Origin of the sequence: Paenibacillus sp. FSL R7-0345, from assembly GCF_038595055.1 — a bacterium.
In the GTDB taxonomy this organism is placed as follows: domain Bacteria; phylum Bacillota; class Bacilli; order Paenibacillales; family Paenibacillaceae; genus Paenibacillus_AQ.
Map to the genome: position 1 here is coordinate 1,146,794 of NZ_CP152002.1, position 17,527 is coordinate 1,164,320.

Below are 17,527 nucleotides of genomic sequence, written 5' to 3' on the forward strand. Positions count from 1 at the left end.
CGAAATATAGAGAGTAATGTATCGTTTTGCCCGTTTGTGAAAATGAAAGCAACCGGTTGGAATTGCGTGGAAAGTTTCTGAGATCAGAGGAGGCATATTTGTGGGAAAAGAGCGGAAGCGCATGGACTCCGTTTTAAAGCAGACAAAAGGTACTTTACAAAAGGTCATGGGGGCAAGAAAAAAAAGTGTCGGGGCTAAAGTGGCCTCAGGCTACGCAGCCTTAGCAGTACTGGTACTGCTGATCGGAGGGATCTCTCTCTATCAAATGTATAATATGCAGAAAAACACCGGAAATATCATCGAAAATTCGATACCGGCGCTGAATCAGATACATGATATCAACTACTATACAGAGCATGTTATGGCGCTCAGCATGCAGCACATTCTCAATACAGACAGTGCAGAAAAGGCGAAGCTGGAAGAGCAAAGAAATCAGGTTATCCGTAAAGTCGCCGATGTGATGAAGCTGTACAGAGCGTCGCTGGCCGGTGAAGAAGGATCGGAGCAGCTGTCAGGCCTTAGTGACAAATGGGAAGAATATATGACGATCAACAATCAGGCCATTAAGCTCAGCAACGAAGGGAATGAGGAGCTGGCGCTGGAGGTCTCCAAAAAAGGAATCGAAGCCTTTAATGCCATGCAGATTGATCTGGAGGCGCTGGTAAAATACAGCCAGGAGGATGCCGAGCAGGAAGGCCGGCATTCAGAGGAAACCTTTCACACCTCGATTATTGTCAATAGCTTAATCATTGTGCTTGTCCTGGCAGGAATAGGCCTGATTAATATGGTCATCCGCAAGACCATCATCAGACCGATCAAAACGGTAACTGCCCACCTGCAGCGGATCGCGGAAGGCGATCTGACCTCAGAGGACACTTTAATCCGGAACGAGGATGAAATCGGACGGCTGGCCAAAACGGTTAATGACACGAACCGGACGCTGCTTACAATCGTCGGACAGATCCGTAATGTTTCGGGAGTCATCGCCGAGCAGGGCGAAGAGCTGGTGCGCACGGTGTCAGGAACCAAGGAGGGGAGCAGCCAGATTGCTGTTACGATGGAGGAACTGGCCAATGCGGCCGGCAGCCAGGCGGAATCAGCGGTAGAGGCTTCCAAGGCGGTGGAAGACCTGAACAGGCTGATCAGTGACTTTGCCGGAAAAGGAAACGAGCTGATGCAGCATTCCGGTCAGGTGCGGACCCGGGGTGAGCGGGGCAGAGCGCTGATGGAAAGCTCGGTGGCGCAGATGGAACAGATCGCCGAGGTCGTATCCCAGTCAATGGATACGGTAGAGGAGCTGAACCGGAAGAACGAAGGGATCTTCCGGCTGGTCGGCTCGATCCGCAATATTTCGGAACAGACCCATCTGCTGGCGATCAACGCGGCGATTGAAGCGGCCAGAGCCGGAGACAGCGGCCGCGGCTTTGCGGTTGTGGCCCAGGAGGTGCGTAAGCTCTCGGAGGATGTACAGCAGACCGTATCCGAAATTACCGGCATCACGCAGGGGATTCAGACGGATTCCAGAGAAATGGTTGAGCAGCTGCGGGAAGGTGTTCTGAAGACCGAGGAAGGCGGACGGCAGATTCTGGAGACCGGCAGTGCCCTGGCTGAAATCAACCAGTCAGTGGTTGTGATGGCCGGCACGATTGAAGATATGGGCGGCGATATCCAGAGAATGGCCGGCGCCAGTGAGACTATGAATGAATTCAGCCAGCACATCTCGGCACTCGCCCAGCAGTCGGCAGCAGGGGTCGAGGAGACGTCAGCCTCGGCCAATGAGCAGGTGCAGGCAACCAGTGAAGTAGCGGCCGGCATCGGCGAGCTGCGCAGCCGCCTGGTTGAACTGGAGGAATCCGTTACGCGGTTCCGGATATAACGATGACCAGCGGCAGATAATGAAAGGGGGATTCCCGGCCAGGTAATAATGGCTGCGGGAATCCCCTTTTTTGAGGCTGTATTCAATAGGAAGCCGGCCAGCGGAAATCCGGCTGAAAGTCTAAACGGTATTAATATTGGCGGCTGTAGTCCACCAGATTGCGGGAAGGCTTGCCGTCCTTAAGATAAGCTTGTACATTCTCCGTAAAGAGCCCGGTAATCCGGTCGGCATAACGGTCTGTTGTACCGGCGCAGTGCGGAGTGATAATGACCTGCTCCATGCCCCACAGAGGATGATCCGCAGGCAGCGGCTCAGGGTCAAATACATCCAGGCCGGCTCCGGCGAGCTGTCCGCTGTTCAGCGCAGACATAAGAGCTTCCGTATCCGTGGTTGCCCCGCGTCCGATATTAATATAATAAGCTCCTTGCGGGCAGGCATTGAACAAATCTGCATTAAAGAGCCCCTGCGTCTCATCGGTAAGGGGCAGCGTGTTGACCAGAAAGTCAGCTGCTCCTGCTGCTTCCTGCAGCCGGTCAGCGGTATAGACCTTATCAAATCCGTCAACGGCTTTACCGGAACGGCTGACTCCGACTGTATTCATCCGGAAGGCCTTGGCGATACGGGCCGTTTCGCTGCCGATGGAGCCCGTACCGGCAATTACAACGGTTTTACCGGTCAGCTCGCTTTCTTTACCGTCAGAATGCCATTTACGTTCCAGCTGATTGCGCAGCGCGGTGTGCAAATTGCGGGTAAACATCAGCATGAACCCGATAATAACGGCTGTGATCGGCTCGGCATGGACCCCGCTGGCATTCGTCAGAAGGATGCCGCGCTCTTCCAGCCGCTTTAAGGGCAGCTTCTCCACGCCGGCAGACCAGGTCTGAACCCAGCGGAGCGGCGAATCCGGCTGCAGCAGCGTATCTGCTATGCCTTTGCCCCAGCCGATTACAATTTCCGCACGGGCAAGCTGATCGAGATCCGGACTTTTGGCATTTCCGAGTGTAAGGGTATAACCCGGAGCGGCAGCGAGAATGGTCTCCTGCTGCTGTGAAGTAAGCGGCTGTAAACAAACGATGGATTTAGTGATGATGGTTCCCTCCCGTTATGCAATTTTCGTAAAATGGGCTATCCTGTATACAATAAGGATAACAAATCTGCCCCGAAAGGTGAAATTCATATGGAAAACCGCTTGACTGGCCGTGATACTGAACGTCTCTTTATAGCCGTAAAGCTGCCTGAGGAGCAGGCTGAACTGCTGGGACAGGAAGCCGCAGCCTTGTCCGCCAGGCTGAAGTTCGCCAAATGGACATATCCTGATGATTATCATATTACCCTCCAGTTTCTGGGTGACACCCCGGCTGCCGAAATTCCCGGACTGCTGGCTGCCCTTGAGGAAATTTCTGCCGGACAGAAACCCTTCAAGCTGCGTCTCGGGGACTTCGGAACCTTTGGTGCTCAGGAGTCGCCAAGGGTGCTGTGGGCAGGGATTTCAGGTGAAACAGAGCAGCTGCAGAAGCTGCAGCAAAAAATCGTTTCTGCGACTTCCCCGCTCGGGTTCAAAGAGGAAAAAAGAACCTATTCCCCTCATCTGACCATTGCCCGGAAATACCGGGATGAGCGCGCTTTCAGCGCCGGACTGCTCAGGGATTTGCGAAGCCGGAGAGATAATATAGAGAACAATTGTTCGGTAAAAGACTGGACGGTAGAGGCTTTTGTGGTGTATGCTACTAGAATGCATGCCATTCCTATGTATGAAATGATCGGAAAAATGACATTTTTCTAAGCTAAAATCGACAAGAAAGTTTTCAAAGCTTCCATTTTCGGTTACATACAATAGGAATGTGCCGTAAACTAGGAGGTAAGTGATGGAGATTTTTAAACAAAACCGCTGTATCGCGCTGCTGGTTGGCGTAATTCTAGTGTGTTTCTCAGCGATAAGCCTGTTTAGCCCCGGCGTGATTACAGAAGGACAGAATACACAGCAACTGGATTCAATAGGCGGAGCAGGCCATGCCGCAGCCGCAGCATTAACAGATCAGCAGCAATCGGCTACCGCATATAGGATAAGCAGGACCGTTATAAATACCCCTGTTTTTTATACATCGGCAGCTGGTCTCAGCCATTACTGGCAGGACAAGCATAAGGCGGAATGGTTCGGTCCTGACAAGCTGAAGCTTGCGAAGGCAGCCGTAAAACAGCCCGTTCAGCCCAAAGCTACTCTGATGAAGGCCCCGCCGGCAGTGCAGACAGCACTTAAGCAGGCGGCAGCCAAGGGGAGTCAGACCGTAAACAAAGTGAGCACGGCATCTCAGCACAATCCCCCCCTTAAATTGTTCTTCTCCCGGACAAAGCTACTAAGCCAGGAACAGCAAGCGGAAGCAACCTGGAGCTACGCCGTATCCGAAGAAGACCTGCTACTGCTGCAGAAGATTGTAATGGCAGAAGCGGAGGGTGAACCGTACCAGGGCAAGGTGGCAGTCGCCAACGTTGTTCTGAACCGGCTACGGTCAGCCAATTATCCCGACACTATATATGAGGTCATTTATCAGAAAAGCCAGTTCAGCCCCGTAGCAAACGGGCGTCTTAAACGTGTCACACCGAACGAGGACAGCATCAAAGCGGTCAATGCCGCTCTTTCCGGAGTGAAGGAGGTTACGGACGATACGTACTTTTTCCTGTCGCTGCAGCTGGCCCAGGATCTGACTGTTCATCATTCCCGTACCTATGCCAAGACCATCGGCAATCATACCTTTTATAAATAAAGGCCCCGGCAAACTGCAGACAACCAAAAAACCTCCAACTCTGCATTAGCAGGATTGGAGGTTTTTTGAATGTTCAGGGTGTAACATAAACAGCCTCTTCTGTCCGGGCCTGGGCCCGGGCGCTCCGCAGCTCAGCTGCACCGTCCGCGGTCTTGCCCAGCAGCTGCAGTACAGTGGAAGCGCAGTTGTGCGGCTGCTGGCGCTCCAGGGCAAGCCGGCGTCTGCGCTGCTCCTCGATCCCCGCATATTCCCGCAGCAGGAGGGAGAACCATTTGTCCACTACCTGTGAATCAAGCACCTCGGCAAGGCCGAGCTCCACGAAATACTGGCAGTTCTTCTCCTCCTGGCCGGGAATGGCATTGTAGAACAGCATCGGGATTCCTTTGGCCTGGCCTTCAGTACAAGTCATCCCGCCCGGTTTCGTTATCAGCAGGTCAGCAGCATCCATCAGCTTGTTAATTTCACTGCTGTAGCCCAGAATTTTCACATTGGGATGATTCAGCAGGGGGGTGGAGCGCATTTTGGCAACAAGCTTATCATTACTGCCCATGCAGAAGATCAGTTGAATCTGATCCATTCTTGCAGTGAGCGAATCCATGACATCGCCCCCGAACATCAGCCCCCAGCCTCCGCCCATAATCAGTACTGTCGGAATATCGGCGAGCCCGAGCTCCTTCCGCAGAAGCGTTTTGTTAGAACGCTCCCAGAACTTGGGATGTACCGGTATACCGGTGACTGTGACCAGCTCAGGCGGAACTCCGCGTCCGGTAAGGATCGATTTGACCCGTAAGGTGGAGACCAGATAACGGTCAGCCTCGGGATTCACCCAGCTGCCGTGCGCATCATAATCTGTAATCAGAGTGTAAAGCGGGATATTGAGCCCCTGCTGCTTCAGCCTGGAGATGACGGCGGCAGGAATCGGGTGGGAGCAGATGATCAGATCGGGCTTGAGCTGCTGCACCACCTTTTTGGCATGAGTATAAAAAACCCGGTGCAGTGCTGCCCGGGTCAGCCGATTCAATGATTTATGATATTGGGTTTTATACATCATGCCGACCAGTCTGGGCTGGCTGCTGACTGTCTTGCGGTAAGCAGAAAGAATCCAAGGCGCAACCGTAGGATTCAGGAATTTGCCCAGCTCAATGACCCGGCATTGAACGTCCGGGTTAAGCAGTCTGATTCCTTCGGCCAGAGCATAGGCTGCCCCTGTATGGCCCGTGCCGAAGCCTTCCGAAAACAGCAGTACTCTTTTCTTTCGCATAAGTTCACCTGCTACTTTCCTTCATGGGTAGAATTGCGGGTTCTCTTCTTAGATCGAATACGAGATACCTCGGGTAAAAGTTCCTCTTACATTATACAAGGGAATTAGCTTCTTTTCTCACATTATACAAATAAGACGTAAATGGAAAGTTAAAACACTGCAAAAAATAAAAATAAAGAAGCGGGCAGGGTATTGCCAACTATAAGCGAAAGTGATAAAGTGGATCTTGACCGAATGACCGGATTAGTAAAATGGTCAAGTCGAGGTGGCAGCGATTTTTACTGGAAAGGGAGTGGATAACAGGTGGCTGTGGTAGATCGAAGGCAGCTGGTGCTTCAGGCCGCAACGAAATGTTTTTCATTATTCGGCTATAAGGCAACGACAATGGATCAGGTCGCAAAGATTGCCAATGTCGGGAAAGGTACGATATATACCTTTTTTACGAACAAGGAGCAGCTGTTTGATGAGATTCTGCGTGATGTCATTAGCGAGATGAAGCATATCGCCGAGCGGGAGATCAGACGGGATAAGCCGTTTTTTGATAACCTGCACAGGGTACTGGATGCACTGCTTGAATTTCGTAGCGAACACGAGCTGTTTATCAAGCTTTCCCAGGAAAGTCGCGATTTCGGAACGCCGCAGGCCGGTGACGGGCTCGACAAGCTTGAGAGCGTAGTGCTGGAATATCTGGAACGGGAGGTGGAACAGGCCATAAAGCATGGAGAGATCAAGCCGTGCGACTCCAAGATCGTATCTATAGTAATGTTCAGGCTGTACATCGTGCTGACTGCTGAGCTTAATAAGGTGCATGTACCTTTGAGCAAGGAGCAGATCAAGGATTATTTTCATTTGTTTTTGGCAGATGGCCTGGCTGAGCAAGCATTGAACTGCTGATGAGGGAATGGCGCACAGGCTGTCCGCTTTCCCTGAAGGCGGTGCTGCATCGTGAGCATTCGTAACATCTTGAGCGTTTGTAGCATCAGGTGAAGTTAATTTTTTTTGCTCTCGATTGACCGAATGGGGAAAATGGTCATCTGGTGTTACTGCAACTTTCATCAGGCTAGCAATTCAGCAGTACCCGGAGATAGAGAGAATTATAGCATTATAAAAAGAGCATATGATTATAAGGAGAGAACCAGAATGAAATCTTTATCCGTCTTTTTTAAGGACCTGGGCGCGGCGCTGAAAAATCCCAAGGTGCTGATTCCCATGTTCGTCGTCCTGTTCATTCCCGTACTGTATAGCGGATTGTTCCTCAAGGCATTCTGGGACCCGTACGGTAAAATGAATGAGCTGCCTGTTGCCGTAGTTAATGAGGATAAAGGCGCTGAATACGAGGGCTCCCAGCTTACCGCCGGCAGTGATCTGGTGGAGGAGCTCAAAAAAACCGACGGGTTCAAGTGGAATTTCGTAACCCGGGCCGAGGCTGAGGCCGGGCTGGACGATGATACGTATTACATGGCGATTATCGTTCCGGAGGACTTCTCTGCCAGCGCAACGACGCTGCTGGAGGCTGATCCGCAGCCGGCCAAAATCATTTATGAGCCTAATGAAGGCTATAACTTCCTGGCCGGTCAGATCGGCGGAACTGCCGTAAAGGATATCAAGACTAAAGTCTCTGCCAAAATCACAGAAGCCTATACGACTTCTGTATTCGATAAGATTACGGATATCGCTGACGGGCTCGGCGATGCCGGTGACGGAGCTACGCAAATTGCTGACGGCGCGGCCAAGCTGGATGACGGTGCGCTCAAGCTGAAGGATAATCTGCTTGTGCTGACTGAGGGCACCGGCAAGCTGGTAGAGGGTGTAGCTCCGCTGACCGAAGGCGTAACCGCCCTTAATACCGGTGCCGCAGCGCTGGAGAGCGGCAGCAGCGCCCTGGCAGGCGGACTTGAGCAATTGTCCGCCGCACATAAGAAGCTGCAGGCCGGCGTAACGCAGACTGCGGACGGCAGCAAGCAGCTTAGCGCAGGCCTGAAGAAGACTGAAGCCGGAGCGAAGGCTCTGCAGGCCGGTACACAGTCGGCAGTAGACGGAACAGCGAAGCTTGCGGCCGGCACACAATCTGTTGTGGACGGCAGCAGTAAGCTGGCGGCCGGACTGACGGACGCGAATGAAGGCAGTGCGAAGCTGGAAGCCGGCCTGCAGGCTTCCAAGGAAGGCAGCGCGAAGGTTAGCGCCGCTGCCAAAGCAGTATCAGACGGCCTGCAGCAGCTGGCCAAGTCGAACCCGCAGCTTGCTGCAAGCGCAGATGTGCAGAAGCTGCTGGCCGCAAGCGCTGCTGTAGCCGAGGGCACAGCGCAGCTCGATCAGAGCCAGCAGCAGCTGCTGGCTGGCGCGACCTCGCTGCACAGCGGCCACGGCCAGCTGGTGCAGGGCGCGAACCAGCTGCAGGCGGGAACGCAGCAGCTGGACGCGGGGGTTACGCAGCTGCATGAAGGTGCGCAGCAGCTCAATGCAGGCAGCACGCAGCTGCTGGCCGGGCAGCAGCAGCTCCTGGCCGGCGCAGCGAAGCTGGAAACCGGCGGCGGCACGCTGTCGGCCGGGATGCAGCAGTTCGGCGCGAAGCTGGACGAAGCAGCCGCAGGCGGAGCGAAGCTGGCTGACGGCGGCAAAGCGCTGGAGGCGGGCACCTCTAAGCTGCTGGCAGGCGCAGGCCAGCTGAGCAGCGGCCTTAGCTCGGTGGCGGACGGCTCGAAGAAGCTCAGCGACGGTGCAGGCCAGCTGAAGGACGGCCTCGACGAGCTGAAGTCCGGCTCCGGCGAGCTTGCTTCGAAGCTTGGAGACGCAGCTTCCCAGACCAGCACCGTGAACAAGACGGATGCGCTGGTGTCCATGTTCGCACAGCCTGTACAGATTGAAGAAGTGAAGGTCAGTGCAGTACCGAATTACGGCACAGGCTTTGCTCCTTACTTCCTGTCGCTCGGATTGTTTGTAGGCGCGCTGATCTGCACGCTGGTCATTCCAATGAGCAGCTCCGAAGTTCCGGGTGCCAGCCGGTTCAACCGTTTCATCAGCCGTACGCTGACCTTCTCGATGATGAGTGTGCTCCAGTCGCTGATGGCAGCAGTTATTGTACTGTACGGCCTTGGCCTTGAGGTACAGAACGTAGCCTTGTTCTACGCGTTTACCTTCATAACCAGCATTTCGTTCATGTGGATGATCCAGGCGATTGTAACCTGGCTGGATCAGCCTGGACGGTTTGTTGTCATCGTGATCCTGATCTTCCAGCTGACAACCAGTGCAGGCACCTTCCCGCTGGAGCTGATTCCCGGCTGGATGAAGTTCTTCAACCCGCTGCTTCCGATGACTTACAGCGTCCGCGGATTTAAGGCAGCAATTTCCACCGGTAATTACGATGTAATGTGGAGCGATGCGGGAGTATTGGCCATTTATGGGATAGTATTCCTGGCCCTGACCTTCACTTACTTCATGACCCGCAGCCAGGAGAATGAAATTACTGTAAAAAGTGAACAAGTGTTGACTGTATAACGAGTTTGCCGGAAATGTACCAAACGCAGCAAAGGACGCCCCTGCAGGGGCGTCCTTTGCATTTTCATATGCGGGAAAGTCTAAAAAAAAGGGTGGAAAGTGAAAATAAAAACCGGTTGAAGCGGTTTCAATGTATAAGGGCTTATTCATTCAAAATGCATAATTATGCACTATAAAGTTTTTTTACACTTTTGCTCAGTAAAGCTGTACCGTAAAAACAAATGTTAATCAAACTCATAAAAAACTTTAAATTGCACTGATGTAAGGTCGATGATAAACTTATATAACCAATCTGGATTGAATAATTATTAAGAATTTCCTTGTAACATTTTCCTGAGAATTAGGTACAACTTTAGAATAGAAAGGTTGCGTATGATGAGACACACTGAACTGCCCAACAAACAAGGTCTTTATGATCCCCAGTTCGAAAAAGATGCATGCGGCATGGGCTTTGTTGCCCATATTAAAGGTAAACCTTCCCATGATATCGTAAGCAACGCTTTGACTATGCTCTTTAATATGGAGCATCGCGGTGGACAGGGAAGCGAGCCGAACTCCGGTGACGGAGCCGGCATTATGCTGCAAATTCCGCACCGTTTCTTTGCCGGTGAAGCCAGTAAGCTTGGCTTTGAGCTGCCGGATCAGGGCCAATATGGCGTGGGTATGATCTTTTTGTCTCATAACGAGGAGATCCGCGCCGGTCATGAAGCTCTGCTCAGCGAAATTATTGCTGAAGAAGGCCAGGTGGTGCTGGGATACCGTGATGTTCCCACCTATGATGAAATGCTGGGCAAAACCGCTAAGGCTGCCAAGCCTTATGTACGCCAGGTGTTTATCGGCCGTTCGGCAGGCCTTGCTGATGAGCTGGCCTTTGAGCGCAAGCTGTTTGTAATCCGCAAGCGTGCAGAGCTCGCTATCCGCTACGGCGGTGTTGAAGAGGCTGAATCCTTTTATATGCCAAGCATGTCCTGCCGCAAGATCGTATACAAAGGCATGCTGACAACTGAGCAGGTCGGCCAGTTCTACCTCGATCTGCAGAATGAAGAGCTGGAGTCGGCAATCGCCCTCGTCCACTCCCGTTTCAGCACCAATACGTTCCCGAGCTGGGAACGTGCCCACCCGTACCGCTTCATGATCCACAATGGTGAGATCAACACGCTGCGGGGGAATGTGAACTGGATGCATGCCCGCCAGTCCTTGTTCAAGAGTGAAATGTTCGGGGAATCCCTGGGCAAGATCAAGCCGATTGTGAATCCGGATGGTTCCGATACTGCTATGTTCGATAACACTTTTGAATTCCTTTATCTCAGCGGACGCTCGCTGCCGCATGTGGCCATGATGATGGTACCTGAGCCTTGGAGCAACCATGAGACTATGAGCGACGATAAGAAGGCGTTCTATGAATACCACAGCACCCTGATGGAGCCGTGGGACGGACCTGCCGCAATGGGCTTTACCGACGGTGTGCAAATCGGTGCGATGCTTGACCGTAACGGTCTGCGTCCGGCGCGTTATTATGTAACCAAAGACGATATGATTATTCTCTCCTCGGAAGCGGGAGTGCTTGATATTCCGGCAGAGGATGTACTATACAAAGACCGGCTGAAACCGGGACGCATGCTGCTGGTTGATACGAAGCAGGGACGGATTATCTCCGACGAGGAGGTTAAAGCCCAAATCGCTTCTGAAGAGCCTTACCGGCAATGGCTGGATGAGCATCTGATCGGTCTTGATCAGCTTCCTGAAGCGCCTGAGCTTCCGAATCCTAAGCATGACAATGTGCAGCAGCTGCAGCAGTCGTTCGGCTATACCTTTGAAGACCTGCGCAAGGTGCTGGAGCCTATGGCTTCCACCGGCGCCGAAGCGGTCGGCTCGATGGGCTATGATGCCCCGCTGGCCGTGCTTTCGGACCGTCCGCAGCGTCTATACAACTACTTTAAACAAATGTTCGCGCAGGTAACCAATCCGCCGATCGATGCCATCCGTGAGGAGCTGGTTACTTCCACCGCGACTACAATCGGTCCGGAACGCAACCTGCTGAAGCCTGAGCCGGAGAGCTGCCGGCAGATTTCCCTGGATTCGCCGATCCTCTCCAATGAGGATTTCGCCAAGATCCGCCACGTCCGCCGTGCCGGCTTCAAGTCGATGTCGATTCCGATCCTGTTCCCGGCTGAGCTTGGGGCCGAAGGTATGCGCATCGCCCTTGAGCGCATGAATGAGGCGGCTGACCGTGTAATGGCCAAGGGCCACAATATCCTTATCCTGTCTGACCGCGGCGTAGACCGTGAGAATGCGGCTATTCCGGCGCTGCTGGCTGTATCCAGCCTGCATCACCATCTGATCCGCTCCGGATCACGGACCAAGGTCAGCATCCTGCTGGAGTCCGGCGAGCCGCGTGAAGTGCATCACTACGCGCTGCTGCTCGGTTACGGTGTGAGCGCTGTTAACCCTTATCTTGCTTTTGAGAGTCTGGACGACATGATCGGCCAGGGTCTGCTGCGCGGCATCTCGCATGAGAAGGCTGTTAAGAACTATATCAAGGCTGCAACGAAGAGCGTAGTTAAGATATTATCCAAAATGGGCATTTCCACAATCCAGTCCTACCGCGGCGCACAGATTTTTGAAGCTGTCGGTTTGAGCACAGAATTCGTGGACCGTTACTTTACCTGGACGCCTTCCCGTATCGGCGGGATCGGCCTTGAAGAAGTGGCGGCTGAAGCACTTTCTCATCATAACCGTGCCTTCACCGAGAAGGACGGCAATGACAAGGTGCTTGACTCCGGCGGTGATTACCAGTGGCGCAGTGACGGGGAAGATCATCTGTTTAATCCGCAGACCATCCATCTGCTTCAGCATTCCGTGCGGAGCGGGGACTACAGCCTGTACAAGAAATATGCGGCACTCGTTCAGGGTGAGACCAAGAAGCACCAGACGATCCGCTCCATGCTGGAATTCAAATCCGTGAACCAGCCGGTTCCACTGGATGAAGTTGAGCCGGCGGAATCGATTATGAAACGCTTTAAGACCGGTGCCATGTCGTTTGGTTCCATCAGTAAGGAAGCTCACGAGACACTGGCTATCGCAATGAACCGCATCGGCGGCAAGAGCAACACCGGCGAGGGCGGGGAAGACCCGGCCCGCTTTATCCCTGACGCTAACGGCGATTCCCGCCGCAGTGCGATCAAGCAGGTGGCATCGGGACGCTTCGGTGTTACCTCGAACTACCTGGTGAACGCTGATGAAATTCAGATCAAGATGGCACAGGGAGCGAAGCCGGGTGAAGGCGGACAACTTCCGGGACGTAAGGTATACCCTTGGGTAGCTGAAGTACGCGGTTCTACAGCAGGTGTAGGTCTGATCTCGCCGCCGCCGCACCATGACATCTATTCCATCGAGGATTTGGCAGAGCTGATTTATGATCTGAAGAACGCCAATCCGCGGGCCAGCATCAACGTGAAGCTGGTATCCGAGGTGGGTGTCGGAACGATTGCTGCCGGCGTAGCCAAAGGCCGTGCCGACATTATCCTGATCAGCGGTTATGACGGTGGTACCGGGGCTTCCCCGATGAACTCGATCCGCCATGCCGGTCTGCCGTGGGAGCTCGGGCTTGCCGAGACTCACCAGACGCTTATGCTGAACAATCTGCGTGACCGTGTTGTACTGGAAACCGACGGAAAAATGCTCAGCGGACGCGACCTCGCGGTAGCAGTCCTGCTGGGAGCGGAAGAATACGGATTCGCAACAGCGCCGCTCGTAGCGGTTGGCTGTATCATGATGCGCGTCTGCCAGATGGATACCTGTCCGGTCGGCGTAGCTACCCAGAATCCGGATCTGCGTAAAAACTTTACCGGCGATCCGCAGCATGTCGTTAACTTTATGACCTTTGTAGCCCAGGATTTGCGCGAAATCATGGCAGAGCTTGGCTTCCGCACCATCGAAGAGATGGTAGGACGCACTGACTGTCTTGATGCTGTACGTGCTTCGGACCACTGGAAGAAGAAAGGCGTTGATCTGAGCAGTCTGCTGCACACTCCGGCTATGCCGGAAGGAAGCACACGCTTCCGCAGCAAATTCCAGAACCACGGCCTGGAAGAGACAATCGATGTATCGAAGCTGCTCGATCTGGCTGCTCCGGCGCTGGAATCCGGCCAGGCGGTAGAGGTATCGCTGCCGATTACCAACGTCAACCGTGCCGTAGGTACAATCCTGGGAAGTGAGCTGACCCGTAAATACGGAGCGGCAGGGCTGCCGGATGATACCATCCGCCTGAACTTCACCGGCTCTGCCGGACAGAGTCTAGGAGCGTTCGTGCCGAAGGGAATTACGATTACGGTCGAAGGCGACTCCAATGACTATGTAGGTAAAGGATTGTCCGGCGGCAAGCTGATTATCAAGCCGTCACCTAAGGCTACCTTTGCTGCAGAAGACAACATCATTATCGGAAATACGGCGCTCTACGGGGCAACCGGCGGTGAAGCGTATATCAACGGTATCGCTGGTGAACGGTTTGCTGTGCGTAACTCCGGCGCGAACGTAGTTGTTGAAGGCGCGGGCGACCACGGCTGTGAATATATGACCGGCGGCCGCGTAGTCGTACTGGGTGCGACCGGCCGCAACTTCGCGGCAGGGATGTCCGGCGGTATCGCCTATGTCTATGATCCGGAGAACAGCTTCATCAAACGCTGCAACCTGGAAATGGTTCTGCTGGAGCGTGTTGAGGAGGCTGACGAAGCAGCCGAGCTGCACAAGCTGATCTCGCGCCATGCTGAGCTTACCGGCAGTGCTGTTGCAGGCCGGATTCTCGACAGCTGGGAAGCTGCCCTGCCTAAGTTCATCCGTGTCATTCCGAAGGACTACAAACGGATGCTTGAGCAGATCCGCAAGGTGGAGCAGACCGGCCTGACCGGCGAAGCTGCCCTGATGGCTGCTTTTGAAGCCAATATGCGCGAACTTGCGCGTGTCGGAGGCTAAATTAAACCTGCTGTGTTAAGCAGCTTGGTGTAATAAAGAGTAAAGGGCTGTATTCTTCCGCTTGGCGGAGGATACAGCCCTTTTTTATACCGGTATAGATGATGCTATCCCTCCATCCATGATAAACAGCTGGTAATGGATTAACTAAATTAAAGCAGACCTGTCTGCTCAGCCCAAACTGCATGATTGGATGAATAAAGGGAAAAGTCCCATTAAACATCCACAAAGTAGGCAGGAAGAGCGGTAATAGAGGGAAAAATCCCATTAAACATCCACAAAGTAGGCAGGAAGAGCGGTAATAAAGGGAAAAATCCCATTAAACATCCACAAAGTAGGCAGGAAGAGCGGCAATAAAGGGAAAAATCCCATTAAACATCCACAAAGTAGGCAGGAAGAGCGGTAATAAAGGGAAAAATCCCATTAAACATCCACAAAGTAGGCAGGATGAGCAAAAATAAAGGGAAGGATCCATTACTTAGGCAGGTTTGGAAGGCGGCAGTTAAATTAAAGTTTGTTAAGCCATTAAGGGATTTCTTTTAAAATTTTTTATATATGCAGTGTTACCGTCCTATTAAATCGTCTAATAGTTGGTTAGCTCTTCCTTTTCCCCCTGTTTTCAGGAAAAAGGCAGGATGTGGTAATATGAAAAATATATAAAATGAAATGGTTATATAGCTTGAACTTGGAAATTAAGTTAAGGGAAAAGTGGTGGAGGGGAATTTTGGAACTGTAGGAGCGGTAGCGTCCGCCTGAAAGCTTTTCGCAGAAAAGCTCGCTACGGAAGCATAGGCAGTCTGCGGATTTCCACCGCAAGCAGCGATATAAATAAAGAAATCTGCAGACAACAGCGGCCGGAAGTCCAAATATTCTCTGGAGTCACGACTAATCCCAAAACAGGATATTTCTTTGTTCAATGAGCATTTCATTTTATAAACAAACGAAAGGAAGTGAAGGTATGCCACTTACAGCAGAATCAGCGAACAAGCCTGTAGCCAGCCTGATGGGGGTGACTAAAAAAATAGGCTCCAAAACGCTGGTCAGTGATCTGACGCTGGATATTCCGCCCGGACAGATCTTCGGGTTCCTTGGTCCCAACGGGGCCGGCAAAACGACTACGATCCGCATGATGGTTGGTCTGATCTCGATCAGCCGCGGCGATATTCTGATCTGCGGACGAAGCATCAAGGATCACTTTGAAGAAGCAGTCGCCAATATCGGGGCAATCGTCGAAAATCCCGAAATGTACAAGTTCCTGAGCGGCTACCAGAATCTGCGCCAGTATGCCCGGATGGTACCCGGCGTTACGAAGCAGCGGATTGATGAGGTTGTGCAGCTGGTCGGGCTGGGCCAGAGAATTAACGATAAAGTCAAAACCTACTCGCTCGGCATGCGCCAGCGGCTGGGCGTAGCCCAGGCCCTGCTGCACCGGCCCAAACTGCTGATTCTAGACGAGCCTACAAACGGGCTTGACCCGCAGGGCATCCGGGAGCTGCGCGATTATTTGCGGCGGCTGTGCCAGGAGGAAGGAACGACCGTGTTTGTCTCCAGTCATCTGCTGTCTGAGATGGAATTAATGTGCGATAGCGTAGCGATTATCCAGAACGGCCGGCTGGTGGATGTCAAGCAGCTCAAAGCTGTAGGAGATACTGTACTGCCGGTCACGGAGACGCTGTTTGAGGTTAATGATCCTGAAGGAGCACTGGCCTTGCTTGGCCGGGGCGTGTTAAAGAGCGGGGGAGTCTCCCTGGAGGCCGGACGTGAAGAGATTGCCGAGCTGAATGCGGCACTTGTGGCAGCCGGCTTCAAAGTGTACAGTATCAGAGCGTTGTCCCGCTCACTGGAAGATCAATTCCTGGAAATTACCGGAGGTGAAGGCATTGGGTGAGTTTACAGCTCTCGTACATAATGAGAACATCAAGATTTACAGCCGGGTCCGCACATGGGTGATGCTGTTTATTTTGGGGCTCATGAGTGCAATGTTTCCGGCACTGATCTATTTTACAAGCAATTCTGATCCGGTTGGAGTGTGGGATAATTTTCAGCTGACGGTTACAATCTCCTTCTTTTTGAATACCATCTTTACGGTGGTGATTGCTTCTGATGCTGTGGCTGGTGAATTTTCCTGGGGAACCATCAAGCTGCTGCTGATCCGTCCGTGGAGCCGCTCCAAAATTCTGCTCTCGAAATACATCTCGATGATCCTGTTCAGTCTGCTCAGTACCGCTGTGCTGGTTGCCTTCGGATATGCGTCATCACTCATTTTCTCCGGGCAGGATACCTCTGATGTAACCAATCTGATGTCCTGGACCCCGGCGGAATACTCATTGATGGATTTGCTCTGCCGCTACATTGAGCTGTTCCTGACAGCGGCTCTTGCCTTTATGGTCTCCAGTGTCTTCCGGGCAAGCGGGCTGGCGATCGGTCTGTCGCTGTTTATCATGTTCACCAAAAATATTTTTGTCCAGATTTTTAATCCTGAACGCTTCGAGTGGGCCAAGTATCTGATCTTTACCCATATGGACCTGAGGGGCTATTTGCTCAGCGATACAGGTCCGGGCGGGGTCAGTCTAGGTTTCTCGGTCGCAGTGCTGGCTGCCTACTATGTGCTGTTCCTGGCCGTTTCCTGGTTTGTCTTCAGTAAAAGGGACGTAGCCGCATAACCGGGGCATCTGATGCAAAAAAAAGTGAGGCTAAGCGGGCACTGCCCGCTTAGCCTGCTTCGCGTTTACCCTGCTGCTTGGATCTGCGCTTGCCTGCTTTTTCTGTAACCTGTGCTCCGGCGGAAACATCTGACAGCAGGCCGGCGGACTGTTCGGCGGTAGCGATAGAGCCGTTCAGCACACTGCCTTCCATAATGCTCAGCGTGCCGGCCATAATGCTGCCGTGAAGCTGGCCGGTGCCGGTCATGGTCAGCCGCTGGTCGGCGGTGACGTCTCCGAACACTTTTCCGGCAATGATAATTTCTCTTGCTTTGATAGTGGAATGTGCAGTTCCCTGTTCACCGATTGTAACCGTACCCTGACACTGGATTTCACCGCTGAAGTTTCCTTCAATCCGCAGATTTGTATCACACTGCACCTTGCCCTCCAGATTGCCGCCGCGGCCGATCAGCGAATCGGTTGACCGGAACGGCGCTGCCTGCTTACGCTTCTTCCACATAGT

Annotated in this window: 11 protein-coding genes; 8 read left to right on the plus strand and 3 right to left on the minus strand. The window is 52.9% G+C overall.

The genetic code is table 11. The features are described 5' to 3' along the window. Positions 1-100 precede the first annotated feature (100 nt). Positions 101-1,876 carry a methyl-accepting chemotaxis protein gene (locus NST84_RS04810; RefSeq protein WP_342564500.1) on the plus strand — a complete coding sequence of 592 codons (1,776 nt, stop codon included), beginning with the start codon at positions 101-103 and terminating at the stop codon, positions 1,874-1,876. A 130-nt stretch (positions 1,877-2,006) separates the two neighbouring features. Here NST84_RS04810 and NST84_RS04815 read toward each other — a convergent pair whose 3' ends face one another. Then, a complete protein-coding gene (locus NST84_RS04815) occupies positions 2,007-2,966 on the minus strand; it encodes a D-2-hydroxyacid dehydrogenase (protein ID WP_342566351.1) in 960 nt (319 codons plus the stop codon). A gap of 87 nt (positions 2,967-3,053) precedes the next feature. On the opposite strand from NST84_RS04815, the gene thpR reads away from it, so the two are divergent. After that, the gene (gene thpR / locus NST84_RS04820) at positions 3,054-3,659 is read left to right on the plus strand and encodes an RNA 2',3'-cyclic phosphodiesterase (protein WP_342564501.1); all 606 of its coding nucleotides are present in this window, start codon (positions 3,054-3,056) and stop codon (positions 3,657-3,659) included. 82 nt (positions 3,660-3,741) lie between these two features. Next, positions 3,742-4,638 carry a cell wall hydrolase gene (locus NST84_RS04825; RefSeq protein ID WP_342564502.1) on the plus strand — a complete coding sequence of 299 codons (897 nt, stop codon included), beginning with the start codon at positions 3,742-3,744 and terminating at the stop codon, positions 4,636-4,638. Positions 4,639-4,711: 73 nt separating this feature from the next. Here the strand turns inward: NST84_RS04825 and NST84_RS04830 are convergent, their stop codons facing one another. Beyond that, the gene (locus NST84_RS04830) at positions 4,712-5,899 is read right to left on the minus strand and encodes a glycosyltransferase (protein WP_342564503.1); all 1,188 of its coding nucleotides are present in this window, start codon (positions 5,897-5,899) and stop codon (positions 4,712-4,714) included. Between the two features lie 303 nt (positions 5,900-6,202). Between NST84_RS04830 and NST84_RS04835 the strand changes: the two genes are divergently transcribed. From NST84_RS04835 to NST84_RS04855, 5 genes are all read left to right on the plus strand, one after another. Further along, the gene (locus NST84_RS04835) at positions 6,203-6,793 is read left to right on the plus strand and encodes a TetR/AcrR family transcriptional regulator (RefSeq protein WP_342564504.1); all 591 of its coding nucleotides are present in this window, start codon (positions 6,203-6,205) and stop codon (positions 6,791-6,793) included. Between the two features lie 246 nt (positions 6,794-7,039). Next, complete coding sequence (locus NST84_RS04840) at positions 7,040-9,394, plus strand: YhgE/Pip domain-containing protein (protein ID WP_342564505.1); 2,355 nt, start codon at positions 7,040-7,042, stop codon at positions 9,392-9,394. Between the two features lie 375 nt (positions 9,395-9,769). Continuing rightward, the gene (gltB, locus tag NST84_RS04845) at positions 9,770-14,365 is read left to right on the plus strand and encodes a glutamate synthase large subunit (protein WP_342566352.1); all 4,596 of its coding nucleotides are present in this window, start codon (positions 9,770-9,772) and stop codon (positions 14,363-14,365) included. A 955-nt stretch (positions 14,366-15,320) separates the two neighbouring features. Beyond that, a complete protein-coding gene (locus NST84_RS04850; protein ID WP_342564506.1) occupies positions 15,321-16,250 on the plus strand; it encodes an ABC transporter ATP-binding protein in 930 nt (309 codons plus the stop codon). Beyond that, positions 16,243-17,025: an ABC transporter permease subunit gene (locus NST84_RS04855; RefSeq protein ID WP_342564507.1), complete on the plus strand. Its 783-nt coding sequence runs from the start codon at positions 16,243-16,245 to the stop codon at positions 17,023-17,025. Before NST84_RS04850 ends, NST84_RS04855 begins: the two co-directional genes overlap by 8 nt. Positions 17,026-17,074: 49 nt before the next feature. Here the strand turns inward: NST84_RS04855 and NST84_RS04860 are convergent, their stop codons facing one another. Further along, entirely contained in the window at positions 17,075-17,524 is a 450-nt protein-coding gene (locus NST84_RS04860; protein WP_342564508.1) for a polymer-forming cytoskeletal protein, read from the minus strand. Between the last annotated feature and the right edge of the window lie 3 nt (positions 17,525-17,527).